The sequence below is a fragment of the Serratia sp. TSA_198.1 genome, from assembly GCF_052686505.1.
Window position 1 is genome coordinate 277,255 of sequence record NZ_JBQZFP010000005.1, and the last position, 18,185, is coordinate 295,439.

18 protein-coding genes are annotated in these 18,185 nt (G+C 55.5%); 6 read left to right on the forward strand and 12 right to left on the reverse strand.

Annotation, left to right across the window (positions count from 1 at the left end; genetic code table 11):
- Positions 1-62 precede the first annotated feature (62 nt).
- The 4 genes from ACUTSW_RS19985 to ACUTSW_RS20000 all read left to right on the forward strand — a co-directional run bounded on the left by ACUTSW_RS19985 (position 63) and on the right by ACUTSW_RS20000 (position 4,086).
- Entirely contained in the window at positions 63-1,376 is a 1,314-nt protein-coding gene (locus tag ACUTSW_RS19985; protein ID WP_004950536.1) for a lysine N(6)-hydroxylase/L-ornithine N(5)-oxygenase family protein, read from the forward strand.
- Between the two features lie 96 nt (positions 1,377-1,472).
- Positions 1,473-2,198, forward strand: coding sequence for a 4'-phosphopantetheinyl transferase family protein (locus tag ACUTSW_RS19990; RefSeq protein WP_062869103.1), 726 nt, complete (start codon positions 1,473-1,475; stop codon positions 2,196-2,198).
- Positions 2,199-2,373: 175 nt separating this feature from the next.
- Positions 2,374-2,940 (forward strand): NADPH-dependent FMN reductase, encoded by a 567-nt coding sequence (locus ACUTSW_RS19995; RefSeq protein WP_062792216.1) that lies wholly within the window; start codon positions 2,374-2,376, stop codon positions 2,938-2,940.
- A 96-nt stretch (positions 2,941-3,036) separates the two neighbouring features.
- The gene (locus ACUTSW_RS20000) at positions 3,037-4,086 is read left to right on the forward strand and encodes an alpha/beta hydrolase (protein ID WP_445585192.1); all 1,050 of its coding nucleotides are present in this window, start codon (positions 3,037-3,039) and stop codon (positions 4,084-4,086) included.
- Between the two features lie 34 nt (positions 4,087-4,120).
- Here ACUTSW_RS20000 and ACUTSW_RS20005 read toward each other — a convergent pair whose 3' ends face one another.
- A complete protein-coding gene (locus ACUTSW_RS20005; protein WP_004950522.1) occupies positions 4,121-5,458 on the reverse strand; it encodes an NCS2 family permease in 1,338 nt (445 codons plus the stop codon).
- Positions 5,459-5,680: 222 nt separating this feature from the next.
- Here ACUTSW_RS20005 and yieH point away from each other — a divergent pair, with 222 nt between their 5' ends.
- Positions 5,681-6,346, forward strand: a complete 666-nt coding sequence (gene yieH, locus ACUTSW_RS20010; protein ID WP_445585193.1) for a 6-phosphogluconate phosphatase — start codon at positions 5,681-5,683, stop codon at positions 6,344-6,346.
- A 10-nt stretch (positions 6,347-6,356) separates the two neighbouring features.
- On the opposite strand, the gene ACUTSW_RS20015 is transcribed toward yieH, so the two are convergent.
- The 8 genes from ACUTSW_RS20015 to pstS form a co-directional block, all read right to left on the reverse strand.
- A complete protein-coding gene (locus tag ACUTSW_RS20015; protein WP_063198844.1) occupies positions 6,357-7,097 on the reverse strand; it encodes an amino acid ABC transporter permease in 741 nt (246 codons plus the stop codon).
- Between the two features lies 1 nt (position 7,098).
- A complete protein-coding gene (locus ACUTSW_RS20020) occupies positions 7,099-7,812 on the reverse strand; it encodes an amino acid ABC transporter permease (protein WP_004950513.1) in 714 nt (237 codons plus the stop codon).
- 79 nt (positions 7,813-7,891) lie between these two features.
- Positions 7,892-8,731 carry an ABC transporter substrate-binding protein gene (locus tag ACUTSW_RS20025; RefSeq protein WP_004950512.1) on the reverse strand — a complete coding sequence of 280 codons (840 nt, stop codon included), beginning with the start codon at positions 8,729-8,731 and terminating at the stop codon, positions 7,892-7,894.
- A 169-nt stretch (positions 8,732-8,900) separates the two neighbouring features.
- Complete coding sequence (phoU, locus tag ACUTSW_RS20030) at positions 8,901-9,635, reverse strand: phosphate signaling complex protein PhoU (RefSeq protein ID WP_013815073.1); 735 nt, start codon at positions 9,633-9,635, stop codon at positions 8,901-8,903.
- Between the two features lie 14 nt (positions 9,636-9,649).
- Positions 9,650-10,420 (reverse strand): phosphate ABC transporter ATP-binding protein PstB, encoded by a 771-nt coding sequence (gene pstB, locus ACUTSW_RS20035; protein ID WP_369982368.1) that lies wholly within the window; start codon positions 10,418-10,420, stop codon positions 9,650-9,652.
- 54 nt (positions 10,421-10,474) lie between these two features.
- Positions 10,475-11,365, reverse strand: a complete 891-nt coding sequence (gene pstA, locus ACUTSW_RS20040; RefSeq protein ID WP_445585194.1) for a phosphate ABC transporter permease PstA — start codon at positions 11,363-11,365, stop codon at positions 10,475-10,477.
- 1 nt (position 11,366) lies between these two features.
- Entirely contained in the window at positions 11,367-12,323 is a 957-nt protein-coding gene (gene pstC, locus ACUTSW_RS20045) for a phosphate ABC transporter permease PstC (protein ID WP_004950505.1), read from the reverse strand.
- 89 nt (positions 12,324-12,412) lie between these two features.
- Positions 12,413-13,453 (reverse strand): phosphate ABC transporter substrate-binding protein PstS, encoded by a 1,041-nt coding sequence (gene pstS, locus ACUTSW_RS20050; protein WP_004950502.1) that lies wholly within the window; start codon positions 13,451-13,453, stop codon positions 12,413-12,415.
- 217 nt (positions 13,454-13,670) lie between these two features.
- Here pstS and ACUTSW_RS20055 point away from each other — a divergent pair, with 217 nt between their 5' ends.
- Entirely contained in the window at positions 13,671-14,051 is a 381-nt protein-coding gene (locus ACUTSW_RS20055) for a hypothetical protein (protein ID WP_073440766.1), read from the forward strand.
- Positions 14,052-14,099: 48 nt separating this feature from the next.
- Here the strand turns inward: ACUTSW_RS20055 and glmS are convergent, their stop codons facing one another.
- The 3 genes from glmS to ACUTSW_RS20070 all read right to left on the reverse strand — a co-directional run bounded on the left by glmS (position 14,100) and on the right by ACUTSW_RS20070 (position 18,180).
- The gene (gene glmS, locus ACUTSW_RS20060; RefSeq protein WP_445585195.1) at positions 14,100-15,929 is read right to left on the reverse strand and encodes a glutamine--fructose-6-phosphate transaminase (isomerizing); all 1,830 of its coding nucleotides are present in this window, start codon (positions 15,927-15,929) and stop codon (positions 14,100-14,102) included.
- Positions 15,930-16,093: 164 nt separating this feature from the next.
- Complete coding sequence (gene glmU / locus ACUTSW_RS20065; protein WP_062869096.1) at positions 16,094-17,464, reverse strand: bifunctional UDP-N-acetylglucosamine diphosphorylase/glucosamine-1-phosphate N-acetyltransferase GlmU; 1,371 nt, start codon at positions 17,462-17,464, stop codon at positions 16,094-16,096.
- Positions 17,465-17,760: 296 nt separating this feature from the next.
- Entirely contained in the window at positions 17,761-18,180 is a 420-nt protein-coding gene (locus ACUTSW_RS20070) for a F0F1 ATP synthase subunit epsilon (protein WP_004950490.1), read from the reverse strand.
- Positions 18,181-18,185: the final 5 nt, after the last annotated feature.

Here is an 18,185-nt window from a genome sequence, read left to right on the forward strand (position 1 = left end):
TTTACCCGCCCAAACTGGCCTAAGCTTATCTCAGCGATTTTTGCCGAGAGACATAAGCATAAATGAACGAACCATTGGATTTACTGGGCGTCGGCCTGGGGCCATTCAATCTCAGTCTGGCAGCCATGGCCTTCGAAAGCGGTGAGGTGAACTACGCCTTTCTCGATCGCAACGCCAGCTTTCGCTGGCATCCCGGCATGTTGTTACCCTCGGCGTATATGCAGACTTATGTGCTGCAGGACTTAGTGACCGCCGTTGCGCCGCGCAGCCAGTTTTCATTTATCAATTATCTGGTCGAGCAGAAAAAAATTTACCGTTTTCTGATCACCGAGCAGCAAATTATCAGCCGTGAAGAGTTTTCGGACTACCTAAGTTGGGCCTGCGATAGATTAGATGGGCTACAGTTTTCGCAGTCGGTAGAAAGCATTGATTTTGACGATGACCAGCAGCTGTTTGAAGTCCGTACTCTCAACCAAACCCTGTGGGCAAAAAACATCTGCCTGGGCACCGGCCACGATCCCTGGATCCCTGATGAGTTCTACCCGGCTCTGGGGGAAAATTGCCTGCATGCCGCAGAGATCGCCCTCCGCAATCCGGATCTTACCGGCAAACGGGTTATGGTGGTGGGCGGCGGCCAAAGCGGTGCCGACATTTTCCTCAATGCACTGCGCGGGCATTGGGGAAAACCGGCGCAGCTGGACTGGCTTTCCCGCCGGCCCAACTTCCAGCCTCTGGATGAATCCGCCTTCACCAATGAGTACTTCACCCCGGAATACGTCGATTATTTCTATACGCTGCCGCAAGATATCCGCGAACGGGAAATCAAGGCGCAGAAGCTGCCCGCCGACGGCATCAGCAACCATACGCTGCGTACCCTATATCGCGAGTTGTACATGCGTTTTGACGTAATGCACCAGACACGTAACGTACGCCTGTTGCCGCACCGAACGCTGTTGGCGATAGAGCCAACGGGAAAAGATTTCCAGTTGCGCGCCCGGCATGGCCTGGAAAATCGTCAGGAAGGATTTAAGGCCGATATGGTCATTTTAGCCACCGGCTACCGCCCTTCGCTGCCTTCCTGCCTGAAACCGCTGTTGCCGCGCATCCCCTTCGACAATCAACAGCACCTGCCGCTGTTACCGGATTTTAACCTTGAGTGGCAAGGGCCGGAGCAGAACCGGATTTATGCGGTGAATGCCGGTATCCACAGCCACGGCAGCGCTGAAGGCGGCCTGAGCCTGATGGCCTGGCGCTCTGCCCGTATCCTCAATCATTTGCTCGGCAAACCGCATTTTGATCTGACGCCAAATGCCTCGCTGATACAATGGTGGAGTGATGCGGCGCCAGACAATGACATTCAAGAAACAGATAAATAGGATAAACCTCATACTCTTTTTTGATGATAAATCCGCGACTTATGCTTAATCTAACACTCCTGCGTTATCAGAGACCTCTCTGTCATGGAGTGAACAATGGCGTGTCATTTTGCCCGATGGATCCCCGCTAGCGCCGCCCTGGATACCCATAGATTATCTGCCGAGATGTTGACCGCGACCGCGGCTTTTTCCGCTAAACGCCGCCAGCGTTTCCTTCAGGGACGCATCCTGCTCGCCGAAATGATGTTTTATCTTTATGGGCTGCCGACACTGCCGCCGATAGCCACCACGCCCACCGGGCGCCCCTGTTTTGCCGACAACCACCTGCCTGATTTCAGCCTGGCCTATGCCAGCGATACCGTAGGCGTCCTGCTCAGCAATGAAGGCAAAGTAGGGTTGGATATAGAGGTCATGCGCGCGCGCGGCGGCCAGCAAAAAAAACTGCAACACCAGTATCAGACACCGACAGAGACCGCCTGGATCAGCGCACAGTACGATCAGCTGGAAGCGGAAACCCAGTTGTGGAGTATCCGCCAGAGCGTGCTGAAGCTTTCCGGTCTGGGGAATAGCGGGCAATCAACGCTGCTGCTGCACCCCTTTTCCGGCCATCTTCGCTCCAGCGCTACCCCCCAGGTTCAGGTGATGAGTGATATCGACGAGTATCTTAGCTGGGCCTGTGCGCATGAGCCCAATCTTGATCGGCTGGTGTGCTGGCAGTACGAAGAGCACAAAGGCCTGCAGAAGTACGGCGAGATCTCATCACGCACCCCCACCATCTCCACCCGCTTTGTAAAACTGACCAGCCTGGCCCATCACCGCTGACATCGGCGGCTTATGGCAAAAAAGATAAGATAAAACTTTCTTTAACCTATTAATTTCTGAATAAAATTGTAAAGGCAGGCAAATATGCAGGAATTGGCTATTCTCACCGCCATGTTTGCCCTACTATCGGCAGGTGTTCTAAGCTGAATCTGTTCATTCGAAAGGGAGAATCACCATGTCAGACCAAGCCTTAAAAATAGTCACCCTGCTCGGTAGCCTGCGTAAAGGTTCTTACAACGCCATGGTGGCCCGAGCGCTGCCAGACCTTGCCCCTCAGGGGGTGATCATCGAAGCGCTTCCCTCAATCCGTGATATCCCGCTGTATGATGCCGATGTGCAACAAGATGAAGGTTTCCCCGCCTCGGTTGAGGCTATCGCCGCGCAAATCCGTCAGGCTGACGGCGTGATCATTGTGACCCCGGAGTATAACTACTCGGTGCCGGGCGGATTGAAAAATGCCATTGACTGGCTGTCCCGCTTACCGAACCAGCCGCTGGCCGGTAAACCGGTAGCGATTCAGACCAGCTCGATGGGGCCCATTGGCGGCGCGCGTTGCCAATATCATCTGCGCCAGATTCTGGTGTTCCTCGACGCCATGGTGATGAACAAGCCGGAGTTTATGGGCGGTGTCATCCAGAACAAAGTGGATGCGCAGGCCGGGCAATTGGTCGAACAAGGTACGCTGGATTTCCTGACCGGCCAGTTGTCCGCATTCAGCGACTATATCCGCCGCCTGAAGTAAATCCTGTTTTTGAGGCCTTCGGCCATCAATCGGCTGAAGGCGCTGCTCCCGTGAGAGGATTTTCTCTAACCCATTAAAAAATAAAGTTATGCAATTATGTATTTTTTTATTTTAGCCCTATTACTGGCTTTGTTCACCAGACCTTCGTTCGCCACAGAAATGCGCTATCCCGCCGGAGAAGAACCGATCGAGCTGCCGGCACATAGCCTGTTGAACGCCCAGTTGCCGCGCGCCGCCCAAAGCCAGGAAGACAAGAAACTCGGCGCCATGTCGCTCTATCTGACGCTGATGCGAGAAGATGGAAGCAACGTATGGGCACCCTATCAGTTAGCGGCCTCTTCGGCTGAAAAGGGCCAGACAGAGCTGGCTGAGCGCTATCTGCAACTAAGCGCCAATCGTGGGTTGTGGTATTACTACGCATTGCTCGAAGACGACGCCTTCAACAGCATCCAGCACCGTGCCACCTATCAGTCGATCCTCGCCGCCACCAAAGCTCGCTACCTGCGGCACGCCCCGTTGTTTGAAGGCAAAGCCAGCTATGCCATACCGGACGGCACTCCTCCGGCGGGAGGATGGCCAATCGTGGTGTTCCTGCACGGCTATGGCAAAGGCGCCAATATCAGCCCCGAAGAACGCTTGCTGTTCAGTGAGATGGGCGTCGCCTATATTGAGATCAACGGCACCCAGATGCTGTCGGAAAACAGCTTCCGCTGGTCGAATTACAGCGAGGAAAGTACCCAAAACGCCATTCAACAGGCCCTCCGGCCGCAGGACGAATTACAGCTCAACCCGCAAAAGATCTACCTCGCGGCCCGCGGACAGGGGGCGTTGCATGCCGCCAACCTGCTTAGCAAGTATCCGCAGTTTTATGCCGGTGCAATGCTGATTGCGCCCAATGGCGAGATCAAACCGGCACAGCAGTCGCTGGCGGCGAACAAGAAGGTGGTGGTGGCGTACTACGATCGGCAAAACTTCAGCGAGCAGGCGCTGGCACTGCACTTCGCCAATCTTTTCAGCGAAAATAATCAGGTGGAGACGTTGCATTTTCCCCAGGGAGAGAACGCGGAAGGCGGCTGGCAGGCGCGTTTCAAACGGCCATTACAGTGGGTATTGAATCAGGCACCGGACGCGAAGCCTGGGGTATAGAGACCAGGGCCGACAAACGTCGGCCCTGGTCGTATTAATGGCCGTCTACAAAGACAATCTTCAGTATAAACAGCAGCGCCACGACAACCACGCAGGGGCTGATTTCACGCCAGCGGCCGGTACCGAGCTTCATCACGCAGTAAGAAATAAAGCCCAGCGCGATGCCTTCGGTGATCGAGAAACTGAACGGCATCATCACCGCGGTGACAAACGCCGGCACGGCCTCGGTCAGATCATCCCATTTCACGCGCGCCAGGCTCGATGTCATCAGCACGCCAACGTAGATCAACGCGCCGGCGGCGGCATAAGCCGGCACCATGCCCGCCAGCGGCGACAGGAAGATCACCAGCAGAAACAGGATACCGGTCACCACCGCCGTCAGGCCGGTGCGGCCGCCAACGGATACGCCGGCAGAGCTTTCGATGTACGCGGTGACGGAAGATGTGCCGACAAACGAACCGGCGACCGAACTGATGCTGTCCACATACAGCGCCTGTTTCATGCGCGGAAACTTGCCCTTGTCGTCGGTCAGCCCCGCCTTATCGGTCACGCCAATCAGGGTGCCGGAAGAGTCGAACAGGTTAACCAGCATAAAGGAGAAGATCACCCCCGCCAGGCCGATATTCAGCGCACCGGCCAGATCAACCTGGCCCACCACCGAGGTAATGTTCGGTGGCATGGAGAACACGCCGCCGTATTTGACATCGCCCAGCGCCCAGCCGATCAGAGTGGTTACCATGATGGAGACCAGTACCGCCGCATGGAAATTGCGTGAGGACAGCACGGCAATGATAAAGAAGCCCAACGCCCCCAACAGCACATTGTGCGAGGTCAGGCTGCCGATGGTGACCAGAGTGTCCGGATTGGCCACCACGATGCCGGCGTTTTTCAGCCCCATCATGCCGATAAACAAGCCGATACCGCTGGTGATCCCCACCCTCAGGCTCATCGGAATGTTGGCAATCATCCAGTAACGGATGCGGAAAATGGTCAACAGCAATAAACCGACGGCGCCCCAGAAAATAGCGCCCATGCCGATCTGCCACGAAATGCCCATGGCGCCAACCACCACAAAGGCGAAGAACGCATTCAGGCCCATCGCCGGCGCCAACGCTACCGGCAGGTTAGCCAGCAAGCCCATAAAAATACTGCCAAAAGCGGCAATCAGGCAGGTTGTTACGAACACCGCCTGCGTATCCATGCCCGCCGCGCCCAGGATCTGGGGGTTAACGAACACGATATACACCATGGTCAAAAAGGTAGTAATACCGGCAATCGTTTCCGTACGCGCCGTGGTTCCATGCTGCTTGAGTTTAAACACGCGCCCAAGCAAGCCTTGCTCAACGTCAAGGCCAGATACTGGTTTGCTCATTATCAGAATTCCGAAGAGGGGAATGGACAGTCGTTGGCTATCCTATAACAAAAAGTCTGGCTTTTGACGCAGGTCACAGGTTTTTTTCGCCGTCTTTACGGCTAAAGTAATCAACAGACTGTATTTATTGATATTCATTGGCAAAGTGGATTAAGGAGTCGCAATCTTGCCTGATGCGGTTAAAGTGGTTTATCGCCGCTTAACCGAAGGACGCTTACCCTGATGAATCAGATCGACTGCATTTTGTTTGATTGCGACGGCACGCTGGTAGACAGCGAAGTGCTGTGCAGCAAAGCTTATGTGCATATGTTCGCCCACTACGGCCTTCAGTTGTCGCTGGAGGAGATGTTCAGGAAATACAAAGGGATAAAGCTGTACGAGATCATCGAGCAGGTTAATGCGGAGCACGGCATCACGCTGCCGAAAGAGGAATTGGAGCCCTTATATCGCCGGGAAGTGGCCCGTCTGTTCGACAGTGAGCTACAGGAGATCGCCGGCGCACGCGAGTTGCTGGCACAAATAGCTGTGCCGATGTGCACCGTCTCCAACGGCCCGGTCGGCAAAATGCAGCACTCGCTCGGCCTGACCGGCATGCTGAACTATTTTGATGACCGGTTGTTCAGCGGCTATGACATCCAGCGCTGGAAACCGGACCCGGCGCTCCTGTTCCACGCCGCCGAAAAAATGCAGGTGCCGGTAGAGCGTTGTATTCTGGTGGATGATTCCGCCGCCGGAGCCCAGGCCGGGATCGCCGCCGACATTCCGGTGTTTTACTTCTGTGCCGATCCGCACAACCAGCCTATCGACCACCCGTTGGTCACCCCGTTTGACGATCTGGCCCAACTTCCGGCGTTATGGCGGGAACGCGGCTGGCAGTTGACCCGTTAATCGGCCCCGATCAGCTCGCCGGCAGCGGCGGTTTGTTGCGCCACCAGCGCCAGGAACGTCTCAATGCCCTGGCCTGCGGGCTGAGGCGGCGGTTGACCGCATTGGCCAGCAGATCAAGCGCCAGGCAGAACACGAAGTACACCAGCGCGACAAACAGGAACACTTCCATCGGGTACACCATGCTGCGGTTATTGACCTGGGTCGCCAGAAAGGTCAGTTCGCTGACGCCGACGATATAAGCCAATGAGGTGTCCTTGATCAGGGAAATCCACTGGTTGATAAACGACGGCACCATCATGCGCAACGCCTGCGGCAGTACGATCATGCGCAACGTTTGCCAACGGGTCAGCCCCAGCGACAAACCGGCCTGCCACTGGCCGGGACCAATGGCGACAATGCCCGCCTTCACCGCATGCGCCAGATAGGCCGAAGCGATCAGCGCCAATGCGCAGACCACGGTGGTGATCTCCGGGATATCCACGCCAAACAGGATCGGCAGCAGGAAGTAGGTCCAAAAAATCAGCATGATGACCGGGATAGCGCGGAAAAATCCCAGTACAGCAGCCAATAACCCGGCGGCTACGCCGCGCGACATCGCCAACGCCACGCCCAGCAGCGTGCCGAGGACAGCCGAAGCCACGCCGGCCATCAGGCTGATCGCCAGCGTCAACGCCGCGCCGCCCAATGGCCCATCCGGCCAGGTGCCCCACAATAAATAACCCAGATTGTCGTAAATAACGCCGAAATCCATGTTAGTGCCCCCCCAGGGGTTTACGTTGCTGTCGCCACATGCCCCAGCCTTCCAATAACGCAATGATGGCGATGTACAACACCGTCGCAACACCGAACGCCTGGAAGGTGCGCAGCGTTTCGGTTTCCACCTGACGCGAGGCGTAAGACAGCTCGGCAACGCCGATCGCCATGGTCAGCGAAGAATTTTTTATCACGTTCATGTATTGGCCCAACAGCGGCGGAAAGGCAATTTTCAGCGCCTGCGGCAGCACCACGTAACGCATGGCCTGCCAGCCGGTCAGCCCCAGCGCATTGGCCGCGTATTTTTGCCCGCCTGCGACGCCGCGGATACCGGAGCGGATCTCTTCGGCGATAAAAGCAGTGGAATACAACGTCAGGCCAAAGAAGCCGGCGAGAAACTCGAACGACGGCCAGGCGATTGGCCCGATTTGATGCGAAGTGTTCAGCCACTGCATGGCGGAGGACGGCAGGATCTGCCCGGCAGCGAAATACCAGAAGAACAGCTGCACCAACAGCGGCGTATTGCGAAACAACGAACTGTAGCCCACCGCCAGCCAGCGCAGCGGACGCAGGCTACTGTCGCGCATCGCCGTCAGTATCAAACCCAACAGCGTGGCCGCCAGGCTCGCGCAAGCGGAAAGCCACAGCGTCAGCAGGAAGCCATCCCATAACCAGCCCAGATACTGAGGCGCCAGCAGCCAGTCCAAATTCATGTTCAATCCTTGTTTTGCCAAATGCATCAGGGGCGCAGCAAGCTGCGCCCCTCCGTTCAGATCTCGGCACTCCAGATCGTCAGGCTTTTGGCTGTTGATCCAAAGGCGCGATCTTGAAATCGCCGCGCGGTTGGGCGGTTTTGGTTTCCGGGCCGAACCAGCGGTCGTAGATCTTAACCGCTTCGCCGTCTTTTTCCAGCTTGATCAGCGTGTCGTTAATGCTGGCGGTCAGGCGATCTTCCCCTTTTGGAATGCCGACGCCCTGGTACTCTTTGGTGATGCTGAACGGTGAAATCTCAAAATCGGCTTTCTGCGCCGCCGGCAGGTTGCCGAGCAGGCCAACCAGCTTGGCGTCATCCTGAGTGATCGCCTGTACGTTGCCGTTACGCAGCGCCACAAAGGCCAGCGGGGTATCGTCGTAAGAGATCACTTTTGCCGTTGGGTAATGTTCACGCAGGGTGATTTCCTGCACTGTCCCTTTATCTGCACCGATGCGCAGCTTTTTAATGTCTTCCGGGGTTTTCAGCACGCCTTTACGGGCGATAAATTTCTGGCCGGTAGCGAAATACGGCACGCTGAAATTCACTTCCTTGGCGCGCTCGTCGGTAATGGTGAAGTTGGCGGCGATCAAATCGACCTTCTTGGATACCAGCAAGGGAATGCGGTTAGCCGGGTTGGTGGCGCGCAGCTCAACTTTTACGCCCAGCGCCTTGCCGATCGCGTCTGCGACATCAACGTCATAACCGACCAACTTTTTGCTTTGCGGATCGATATAGCCGAACGGCGGGTTACTGTCGAACACCGCGATACGCACTACGCCGGCTTTCTTGATGTCGTCGAGTTTATCCGCATGTGCGGCGCCGGTGGCGAGGCTGGTCAGGCTGGCTAACAGAGTTAAGGCCAAAGCGCGGTGTTTCATGAAAAGCTCCTAAGTGGTTGATGTCCTGCTGGCTGCTAAGCTAGCAAGAGCCACATAGGTCAGGAAATAATATAAAAAGCTATATTTATAACCTTTTTATCTTTGAGGGTTTTAAACAGCATAAAGGCGCAGTTTTCTGCGCCTTCCGGGGAGTAACTCGCGGGGAAAATTACTCTTTTTTCTCTTCTTTGCCGTCGGCAGACAGCAGTTTTTCCAGCGCATCGCCGCCAATGTGACGGAAATCCTGACCTTTCACGAAGTAGAAAATAAATTCGCAGATGTTCTGGCAACGGTCGCCGATACGCTCGATCGAACGGGCGCAGAACAGCGCAGTCAGCACGCTTGGAATAGTGCGGGTGTCTTCCATCATATAGGTCATCAACTGACGGACGATGCCCTCATACTCCTGATCGACCTTCTTGTCTTCGCGGTAAATCCGGATAGCTTCATCCAGATCCATACGCGCAAAGGCGTCCAGCACGTCATGCAGCATCTGCACGGTATGGCGGCCAAGCGACTCCAGGCTGACCAGCAACGGCTGATGCTGGTGCGAGAATTTCTCGAGCGCGGTGCGACAAATTTTATCCGCCACGTCGCCGATACGTTCCAGCTCGGAGATGGTCTTGATGATCGCCATCACCAGACGCAAATCGCTGGCGGTCGGCTGGCGCTTGGCAATGATGCGCACGCAGGCTTCGTCGATCGCCACTTCCATCATATTGACCTTGGCGTCACCTTCGATAACGCGTTTGGCCAGTTCACCGTCCTGATTATGCATCGCGGTGATAGCGTCGGTCAGTTGCTGTTCCACCAGCCCGCCCATGGTCAACACCTGGGTACGGATGTGCTCAAGTTCTGCGTTGAACTGGCCGGAAATGTGTTTATTTAAATTCAGGTTGTCCATTTGGGTTCCCGTAATCAACCGTAGCGGCCGGTGATGTAGTCTTCGGTCTGTTTTTTCTGTGGCGCGGTGAACAGGTTATCAGTATCACTGAACTCGATCAGTTCGCCCAGATACATAAATGCCGTGGAGTCAGAGCAACGCGCGGCCTGCTGCATGTTGTGGGTCACAATCACCACGGTGTAGTCAGACTTCAGTTCGCTGATCAGCTCTTCGATTTTGCCGGTGGAGATCGGATCCAGCGCAGAGCAGGGCTCGTCCAGTAATAAAACGTCCGGGCGGATGGCGATGCCGCGTGCGATGCACAGGCGCTGTTGCTGGCCGCCGGACAGGCTGTAACCGCTCTGGTGCAGCTTGTCTTTGGTTTCGTTCCACAACGCCGCCTTGGTCAACGCCCACTGGACGCGCTCGTCCATGTCGGCACGCGACAGCTTTTCAAACAGGCGCACGCCGAAGGCGATATTGTCGTAAATCGACATCGGGAACGGCGTCGGTTTCTGGAACACCATGCCGACTTTGGCGCGCAGCAGGGCGATATCCGAGTTGTCGGTCAGAATGTTCTGCCCATCCAGCAGGATGCCGCCTTCAGCACGCTGCTCGGGATACAGCTGGTACATCTTGTTGAAAGTACGCAGCAGAGTGGATTTGCCACAGCCGGACGGACCGATAAACGCGGTGACCTTGTTCTTGGCAATATCCAGCGTGATGTTTTTCAGCGCATGGAATTTGCCATAGTAGAAGTTCAGATCGCGTACCTGAATTTTGCTGCTGGAAGCGTCAGTAACCATACTCATCAAGACTTCTCTCTTTTCATCAGCGCCGCCACGGCAGCGCTCAAAATTTTATGAATGCTTCTGCTTGGCGAAAACCACACGCGCCAGGATATTCAGTAACAGTACACACAGGGTAATCAACAGCACCCCGGCCCAGGCCAGCTGTTGCCATTCGGCGAACGGGCTCATGGCGAATTTGAAAATGGTGACCGGCAGGTTGGCGATCGGCTGCATCAGGTCGGTGCTCCAGAACTGATTCGACAGCGAGGTAAACAGCAACGGTGCGGTTTCCCCGGCGATACGCGCAATGGCCAGCAACACGCCGGTGATAATGCCGGAGATCGAGGCTTTCAGCGTGATGGCAGAAATCATGCGCCATTTCGGCGTACCCAGCGCGTAAGCCGCCTCACGCAGCGTATCCGGCACCAGCTTCAACATGTTTTCAGTGGTACGGATAACGATCGGTACCTGCAACAAAGCCAGCGCGATGATCCCGGCCCAGCCGGAGAAGTGTTCCATCTTCGCCACCACAATGGTGTAGACGAACAGGCCCACGACTATCGACGGCGCCGACAGCAAAATATCGTTAATAAAGCGGATGACTTCCGCCAACCAGGATTTACGGCCGTACTCCGCCAGGTAAATGCCGGCCATGATGCCCAGCGGCGTACCGAACACGGTGGCCCACAGGATCAACAAGCCGCTACCGGCGATGGCGTTCGCCAGGCCACCGCCTGCGGTGTTCGGCGGCGGCGTCATTTCGGTGAACAACGCCAGCGACATGCCATCGATGCCTTTGGTCACGGTGGAGAACAGGATCCACACCAACCAGAACAGGCCGAATACCATGGTCGCCATCGACAAGAACAGCGCCAGTCGGTTTTTCTGGCGGCGCCAGGCCTGCATTTTGCGGCGGCTTTCTAACAGCGCCATGTCGTTTTGCATTTCCATAGTCGCCACGTTAGCGCCCCTCTTTCTTGGCCAGACGCATGATCATCAACTTCGACAGCGCCAGGACGATAAAGGTGATAACAAACAGAATCAGGCCCAGCTCCATCAACGCTGCGGTGTGCACGCCCGATTCCGCTTCGGCGAATTCGTTGGCCAGCGCAGAGGTAATACTGTTACCCGGCATATACAGTGAAGCGCTGTCGAGCTGGTAGGTGTTACCGATGATGAAGGTCACCGCCATGGTTTCCCCCAGCGCGCGGCCCAATCCCAGCATCACGCCGCCAATCACGCCATTCTTGGTAAACGGCAGCACGATACGCCACATCACCTCCCAGGTGGTGCAGCCGATGCCATAGGCCGACTCTTTCATCATCACCGGGGTCTGTTCGAACACGTCGCGCATGACGGCGGCGATGTAAGGAATAATCATGATCGCCAGGATCACCCCGGCTGCCAGAATACCGATACCGAACGCCGGGCCGGAAAACAGCTCGCCGACAATAGGAATGCCGGACAGCACGTCGCCAACCGGAGTCTGGAAATATTCAGCAAACAGCGGCGCAAACACGAACAGGCCCCACATGCCGTAAACGATACTCGGGATTGCCGCCAGCAACTCAATAGCGATGCCCAGTGGGCGTCTCAGCCAGTTTGGCGCCAGCTCGGTCAGGAACAGCGCGATACCGAAGCTCACGGGTACGGCAATAATCAGGGCAATCAACGACGTGACAACGGTACCGTAAATCGGAACCAGCGCACCGAACTGCTCGGCAGGCGCGTCCCATTCTTTGGTCCACAAGAAGGCGAAGCCGAATTTCTGCATGCTCGGCCAGGAGGCGAAAATCAGCGAAACAATAATGCCGCCCAGCAACAATAGGGTAATCAGCGCCGCCAGTTTGACCAGCGCGCTGAAGATGACATCACCATTTTTACTCGGTGCTTTAATGGTCGGCTTATACTCAGCCATAGATCACTCTCTGTTTTAACCCTGGCGAGCTCAATGGGTGAGCCCTGCAAAATAGGCTGGAGCGCGGTGAACCCGCGCCCCTGCGTTCTTTAGTACAGTGCTTTACCGGAACTGTCTTTTACGTTGGTTTTCCATGCTGCACGCACCTGCTCAACCACTTCGTTAGGCAGAGAGGCGTAATCCAGATCGTTGGCCTGCTTGGCGCCGGTTTTGTACGCCCAGTCAAAGAACTTCAGCACTTCTGCGCCCTGAGCCGGGTTTTTCTGCTCTTTGTGCACCAGGATGAAGGTGGTGGAGGTGATTGGCCATGCGCCATCGCCTTTCTGGTTAGTCAGGTCCTGAGCGAAAGTTTTGCTCCAGTCCACGCCTTTAGCGGCGGCGCTGAAGCTCTCTTCGGTTGGGCTGACCGGCTTGCCGTCGGCAGAAATCAGCTTGGTGTAAGCCAGGTTGTTTTGCTTGGCGTAAGCGTACTCAACGTAGCCGATAGAGCCTGGCAGACGCTGTACGAACGCGGCGATGCCGTCGTTGCCTTTGCCGCCCAGACCGGTTGGCCAGTTAACGGTAGAGCCTGCGCCGATTTTCTCTTTCCACTGCGCGTTGGCTTTAGACAGGTAGCTGGTGAACACGAAAGAGGTGCCTGAACCGTCAGCGCGGCGTACCACGGCGATATTCTGATCCGGCAGCTTGACGCCCGGGTTCAGCTTGGTGATTGCCGGGTCATTCCATTTCTTCACGTTGCCCAGGTAGATGTCACCCAGCGTTTTACCGTCCAGGGTCAATTCACCGGATTTGATACCCGGGATGTTTACGGCCAGCACTACGCCGCCGATCACGGTAGGGAATTGGAACAGGCCATCGGCCGCCAGTTTGTCGTCAGACAACGGGGCATCAGAAGCACCAAAGTCAACGGTGTTGGCGATGATTTGCTTCACGCCGCCAGAGGATCCGATCCCCTGATAGTTAACCTTGTTGCCGGTTTCTTTCTGATAAGAATCTGCCCACTTGGCATACACCGGAGCGGGGAATGTCGCACCTGCACCGGTCAGGCTGGCAGCAGCGAACGCGGACACGGCGGTCAGGGAGAAAGTCGCTGCCACAATACTGGCGACGGTGGTACGCATCAGTTTCATAATCCCTCCTAATGGGATATTCAAAAATCGACTTCAAGTCGTTTTCATCAGAGTAAGTATTGCTGCAGGAGGGAAAATAGGACAGTTTGGTGACAGTAAAATGTACGAAATATGACAGTTATATTACAAGACACCAAGAGTGCAATTAACATATTGATTAGGCTATTATTTAACCTGAAACATTCTGTTATACCTTGCCCAGGAAAAGGGACTTCATATGAAAAAAATACTTATATTGTCAACGGTTAGCCTTGGTTTGCTGGCTATGGCCAACGCCACGGCGGCGGATGGATTACAGCGCAGCAAGCAATCGAGCGGCAGTACCGATAACATCCTTCTTTGGAGCCATTACGACCAAGGCTACATCATTTCCAATTATGAGCTTGGAGATTTAGACGGCTTCAAAGAACAATTAAGGCTTCAGGAACAGGCCATCAAGAAACTGCAAGACAAGCTGAGCAATATGGAAAGCGAGAACCGAAATCAAAACAGCGAGATCGACAATCTGAAACGTAAGTTACAAGGGCAAGACAATGCCCAAAGCGAAATCAGCGATCTGAAACGCTCGGTACAAGACCTGAATAACAAAATTAAATGATAAAAAAGCCGGCGCTCAGGCCGGCTTTTCAAACATAACAGCAGCTGATTACTCTACCGTGACGGACTTCGCCAGATTACGCGGCTGGTCAACGTCGGTGCCTTTGATCAGCGCCACGTGATAGGACAGCAGCTGCAACGGCACGGTATAGAAGATCGGCGCCACGATTTCTTCCACGTGCGGCAATGGAATGATGGTCATCCCTTCGCTGCTGACGAAACCGGCGTCCTGATCGGCGAACACGTACAGCTGGCCGCCGCGCGCGCGCACTTCTTCGATGTTGGACTTTAGTTTTTCCAGCAGTTCGTTGTTCGGCGCCACCACGATGACCGGCATATCGGCGTCGATCAACGCCAGCGGGCCATGTTTCAGCTCACCCGCCGCATAGGCTTCCGCATGAATGTAGGAGATCTCTTTCAGCTTCAGTGCGCCTTCCATAGCGATCGGGTACTGATCGCCACGGCCAAGGAACAGCGCGTGATGCTTGTCGGAGAAACCTTCCGCCAGCGCTTCAATATTTTTGTCCAGCGACAGCATCTGTTCGATACGCGCCGGCAGCGCCTGCAGAGCGTGCACGATTTCATGCTCAACGCTTTCCACCATGCCTTTCAGACGACCCAAACGCGCCACCAGCATCAGCAATACCGCAAGCTGTGTGGTGAAGGCTTTGGTAGAAGCTACGCCGATTTCAGTACCGGCTTTGGTCATCAGCGCCAAATCGGACTCACGCACCAGCGAAGAACCGGCCACGTTACACACCGCCAGGGAACCGAGGTAACCCAGCTCTTTAGACAGGCGCAACGCCGCCAGGGTATCGGCGGTTTCACCGGACTGCGACAGCGTGATGATCAGGCTGCCCGGGCGCACGGCAGATTTGCGGTAGCGGAATTCCGAGGCGATCTCGACGTCGCACGGCACGCCGGCCAGCGCTTCGAACCAATAACGCGCCACCATACCGGAGTGGTAGGAGGTGCCGCAGGCGATGATTTGCACGTGCTGCACTTTAGCCAGCAATTCATCGGCGCGCGGACCCAGCTCGCTCAGGTTGATTTGGCCATGGCTGAAACGCCCTTCCAGGGTGTTTTTCAGCGCCAGCGGCTGTTCGTAGATCTCTTTTTGCATGTAGTGACGGTAAGCGCCTTTGTCACCGGCGTCATACTGCACTTTGGATTCGATCTCAGGACGCTCGATGGCGTTCCCCTGTTTGTCGAAAATGCTGACGGTGCGGCGGGTCACCTCCACCACGTCGCCTTCTTCCAGGAAGATAAAGCGGCGAGTTACCGGCAACAGAGCCAGCTGATCGGAAGCGATAAAGTTTTCGCCCACGCCGCGGCCGATAACCAACGGGCTACCGGAGCGCGCAGCCACCAGCACGCTAGGATCGCGGCTGTCCATGACCACGGTGCCGTAGGCGCCGCGTAATTGTGGGATCACGCGCTGCACCACTTCCAGCAGCGTACCGCCCTGGCGCTGTTCCCAATGCACCAGGTGTGCAATCACCTCGGTGTCGGTCTCAGAGCTGAAGTGATAACCGCGCTCGATCAGCAATTCACGCAGCGGTTCGTGGTTTTCGATGATGCCGTTATGCACCACGGTGATGTAATCAGAAACATGCGGGTGCGCATTCGCTTCGGTAGGTTCACCGTGCGTTGCCCAGCGGGTGTGAGCAATACCGGTGCCACCATGCAGTTCGTGTTGTTCTGCGGCTTCGGTCAGTTTATTGACTTTGCCTACGCGGCGTAAACGGCTTACGTTGCCTTCGGCATCAACCACCGCCAGACCGGCGGAGTCGTAACCGCGGTACTCAAGACGGCGTAACCCTTCCAACAGAATTTCTGCAATATCACGTTGCGCTACTGCGCCTACAATTCCACACATCAGTTGTATTCCTAATTAAACGCCTTTCGGGGCGCTTTCGATGCCTTGACCTGATTTTGCCGGTTTTTACCGTGCGTCCCCGAGCCTGTAGAGAATGGGGATTATTATGTTTTGTATTGGGCTCGTTACCTGAGCCCAACGCAAAACACACTATCTTCTTACGCCTATTTCTTTTTCACCGGCCGCTGCCAACCCTGGATATGCACCTGCTTGACGCGGCTCAGCACCAGTTCATTTTCAGCGATATCGCGAGTGACCGTGGTGCCGGCGGCAATGGTAGAACCTTTGCCAACGGAAACCGGCGCCACCAGCTGCGTGTCTGAACCGACAAACACGCCGTCGCCAATAATGGTTTTATGCTTATTGGCGCCATCATAGTTACAGGTAATGGTGCCGGCGCCGATATTCACATCATCGCCAATTTCAGCGTCGCCCAGGTAGCTCAGATGGCCCGCTTTGGAACCTTTGCCCAGACGCGCTTTTTTTATCTCCACGAAGTTGCCGACGTGAGCGCCTTCTGCCAACTCTGCGCCCGGGCGTAAACGGGCAAATGGCCCCACGGTACAAGCAGATTCCAGCACCGCATCTTCCAACACGCTGTACGGGCTGATTTCGCAGTCATCGCCGATCACGCAGTTTTTCAGTACACAGCCGGCACCGATCTTCACCCGGTCCCCCAGCGTTACCGATCCTTCGATGATGACATTAGCATCAATAGAGATATCGCGACCGTGCACAAGTTCCCCGCGCAGGTCAAAGCGTGCCGGATCCAGCAGCATTACGCCGGCCAGCAGTAATTTTTCAGATTGTTCTGCCTGATAGATACGCTCAAGCCGCGACAGCTGCAGGCGGTTATTCACGCCTTCCACTTCGCTCAGGCGTGACGGGTGCACCGCTTCAATTTTCTTACCGTCGGCATGGGCCAGCGCAATAATATCCGTGATGTAGAATTCACCCTGCGCATTGTCGTTGTTCAACATCCCCAACCAGCGCTTCAGATCGCGCCCGTTAGCGACCAAAATGCCGGTATTGATTTCAGTAATCTGGCGCTGAGCTTCGCTGGCATCCTTATGCTCAACGATACCCACTACATCGTCGTTCTCACGCACGATGCGGCCGTAACCGCTTGGGTCAGCCAGCTTTACCGTCAGCAGGCCAATACCGCCCTGCGGCTTCGCCGCCAGCAGGCGCGTGAGCGTATCGACGGAGATCAGCGGCACGTCACCGTACAGCATCAGGACGTCTTCATCATCGGCAAAATGCGGCGCAGCCTGCTGCATGGCATGGCCGGTACCCAGTTGCTCGGCCTGCAACACCCAGTTCAACGCTTCATCGGTCAGGGTACTTTTCAGCAAGTCACCGCCGTGGCCATACACCAGATGGACGTTTTTCGCGCCCAGTTTCATCGCGGCATCAATGACGTGCTGCACCATCGGCTTGCCGGCCAACGGATGTAACACCTTGGGAAGATCGGAATACATGCGTGTTCCCTTGCCCGCGGCGAGGATCACCACACTCATTGCGCTGTTCGACATAAGCAACCTGATAACTCCATTTTGATGGACGAAAGTAGAACCCTTTGGTGACAATATTACTACATATTTCTCTGCACGAACCGGGCATAAGCCATGTGGCACTAGGCGTTCCGCAGCTCAGCCTGACATCCCGTTATGCAGGGTATAATTGTCGGCAATCGGAGACATTTTTAGCCTGTACCGGGTGTTATACATCACAATCCCCGCCGGGTAGAAACGCTTATTTTAAAGCAAAAAAAAAGCGACCCTATAGGTCGCTTTCTTAATTTTAGCTGCGTTATGCACGCGCCAAAATATTACATCGATCTTCTGGTAAGCTCGATAACGCGCAGTTTCGCGATCGCTTTCGCCAGTTCTGCAGATGCCTGAGCATAGTCGACATCGCCATGAGAGCTGCTGATATGCTCTTCAGCTTTACGCTTAGCTTCCAGCGCTCTCGCTTCGTCGAGGTCCGTTCCACGGATAGCAGTGTCAGCCAGCACGGTTACCACGCTCGGTTGTACCTCAAGGATACCACCGGACAGGTAGATGAACTCTTCTTCACCGTGTTGTTTAACAATACGCACCATGCCAGGCTTGATGGCAGTCAGCAGCGGCGCATGGCCAGGGAAAATCCCCAGTTCGCCTTCGCTACCTGTCACCTGGATCTTTTGCACCAGGCCGGAAAACATATGTTTTTCCGCGCTGACTACATCCAGATGGTAAGTCATAGCCATATCAC

What these genes read in the sequence shown, in the direction of transcription:
- glmS (WP_445585195.1), bottom strand. Translation starts at nt 15,929, where the DNA reads ATGTGTGGAATTGTAGGCGCAGTAGCGCAACGTGATATTGCAGAAATT.
- ACUTSW_RS20025 (WP_004950512.1), bottom strand. Translation starts at nt 8,731, where the DNA reads ATGAAACACCGCGCTTTGGCCTTAACTCTGTTAGCCAGCCTGACCAGC.
- ACUTSW_RS19985 (WP_004950536.1), top strand. Translation starts at nt 63, where the DNA reads ATGAACGAACCATTGGATTTACTGGGCGTCGGCCTGGGGCCATTCAAT.
- ACUTSW_RS19990 (WP_062869103.1), top strand. Translation starts at nt 1,473, where the DNA reads ATGGCGTGTCATTTTGCCCGATGGATCCCCGCTAGCGCCGCCCTGGAT.
- ACUTSW_RS20000 (WP_445585192.1), top strand. Translation starts at nt 3,037, where the DNA reads ATGTATTTTTTTATTTTAGCCCTATTACTGGCTTTGTTCACCAGACCT.
- ACUTSW_RS20055 (WP_073440766.1), top strand. Translation starts at nt 13,671, where the DNA reads ATGAAAAAAATACTTATATTGTCAACGGTTAGCCTTGGTTTGCTGGCT.
- ACUTSW_RS20070 (WP_004950490.1), bottom strand. Translation starts at nt 18,180, where the DNA reads ATGGCTATGACTTACCATCTGGATGTAGTCAGCGCGGAAAAACATATG.
- ACUTSW_RS20015 (WP_063198844.1), bottom strand. Translation starts at nt 7,097, where the DNA reads ATGGATTTCGGCGTTATTTACGACAATCTGGGTTATTTATTGTGGGGC.
- pstC (WP_004950505.1), bottom strand. Translation starts at nt 12,323, where the DNA reads ATGGCTGAGTATAAGCCGACCATTAAAGCACCGAGTAAAAATGGTGAT.
- glmU (WP_062869096.1), bottom strand. Translation starts at nt 17,464, where the DNA reads ATGTCGAACAGCGCAATGAGTGTGGTGATCCTCGCCGCGGGCAAGGGA.
- ACUTSW_RS19995 (WP_062792216.1), top strand. Translation starts at nt 2,374, where the DNA reads ATGTCAGACCAAGCCTTAAAAATAGTCACCCTGCTCGGTAGCCTGCGT.
- phoU (WP_013815073.1), bottom strand. Translation starts at nt 9,635, where the DNA reads ATGGACAACCTGAATTTAAATAAACACATTTCCGGCCAGTTCAACGCA.
- ACUTSW_RS20020 (WP_004950513.1), bottom strand. Translation starts at nt 7,812, where the DNA reads ATGAATTTGGACTGGCTGCTGGCGCCTCAGTATCTGGGCTGGTTATGG.
- pstB (WP_369982368.1), bottom strand. Translation starts at nt 10,420, where the DNA reads ATGGTTACTGACGCTTCCAGCAGCAAAATTCAGGTACGCGATCTGAAC.
- ACUTSW_RS20005 (WP_004950522.1), bottom strand. Translation starts at nt 5,458, where the DNA reads ATGAGCAAACCAGTATCTGGCCTTGACGTTGAGCAAGGCTTGCTTGGG.
- yieH (WP_445585193.1), top strand. Translation starts at nt 5,681, where the DNA reads ATGAATCAGATCGACTGCATTTTGTTTGATTGCGACGGCACGCTGGTA.
- pstS (WP_004950502.1), bottom strand. Translation starts at nt 13,453, where the DNA reads ATGAAACTGATGCGTACCACCGTCGCCAGTATTGTGGCAGCGACTTTC.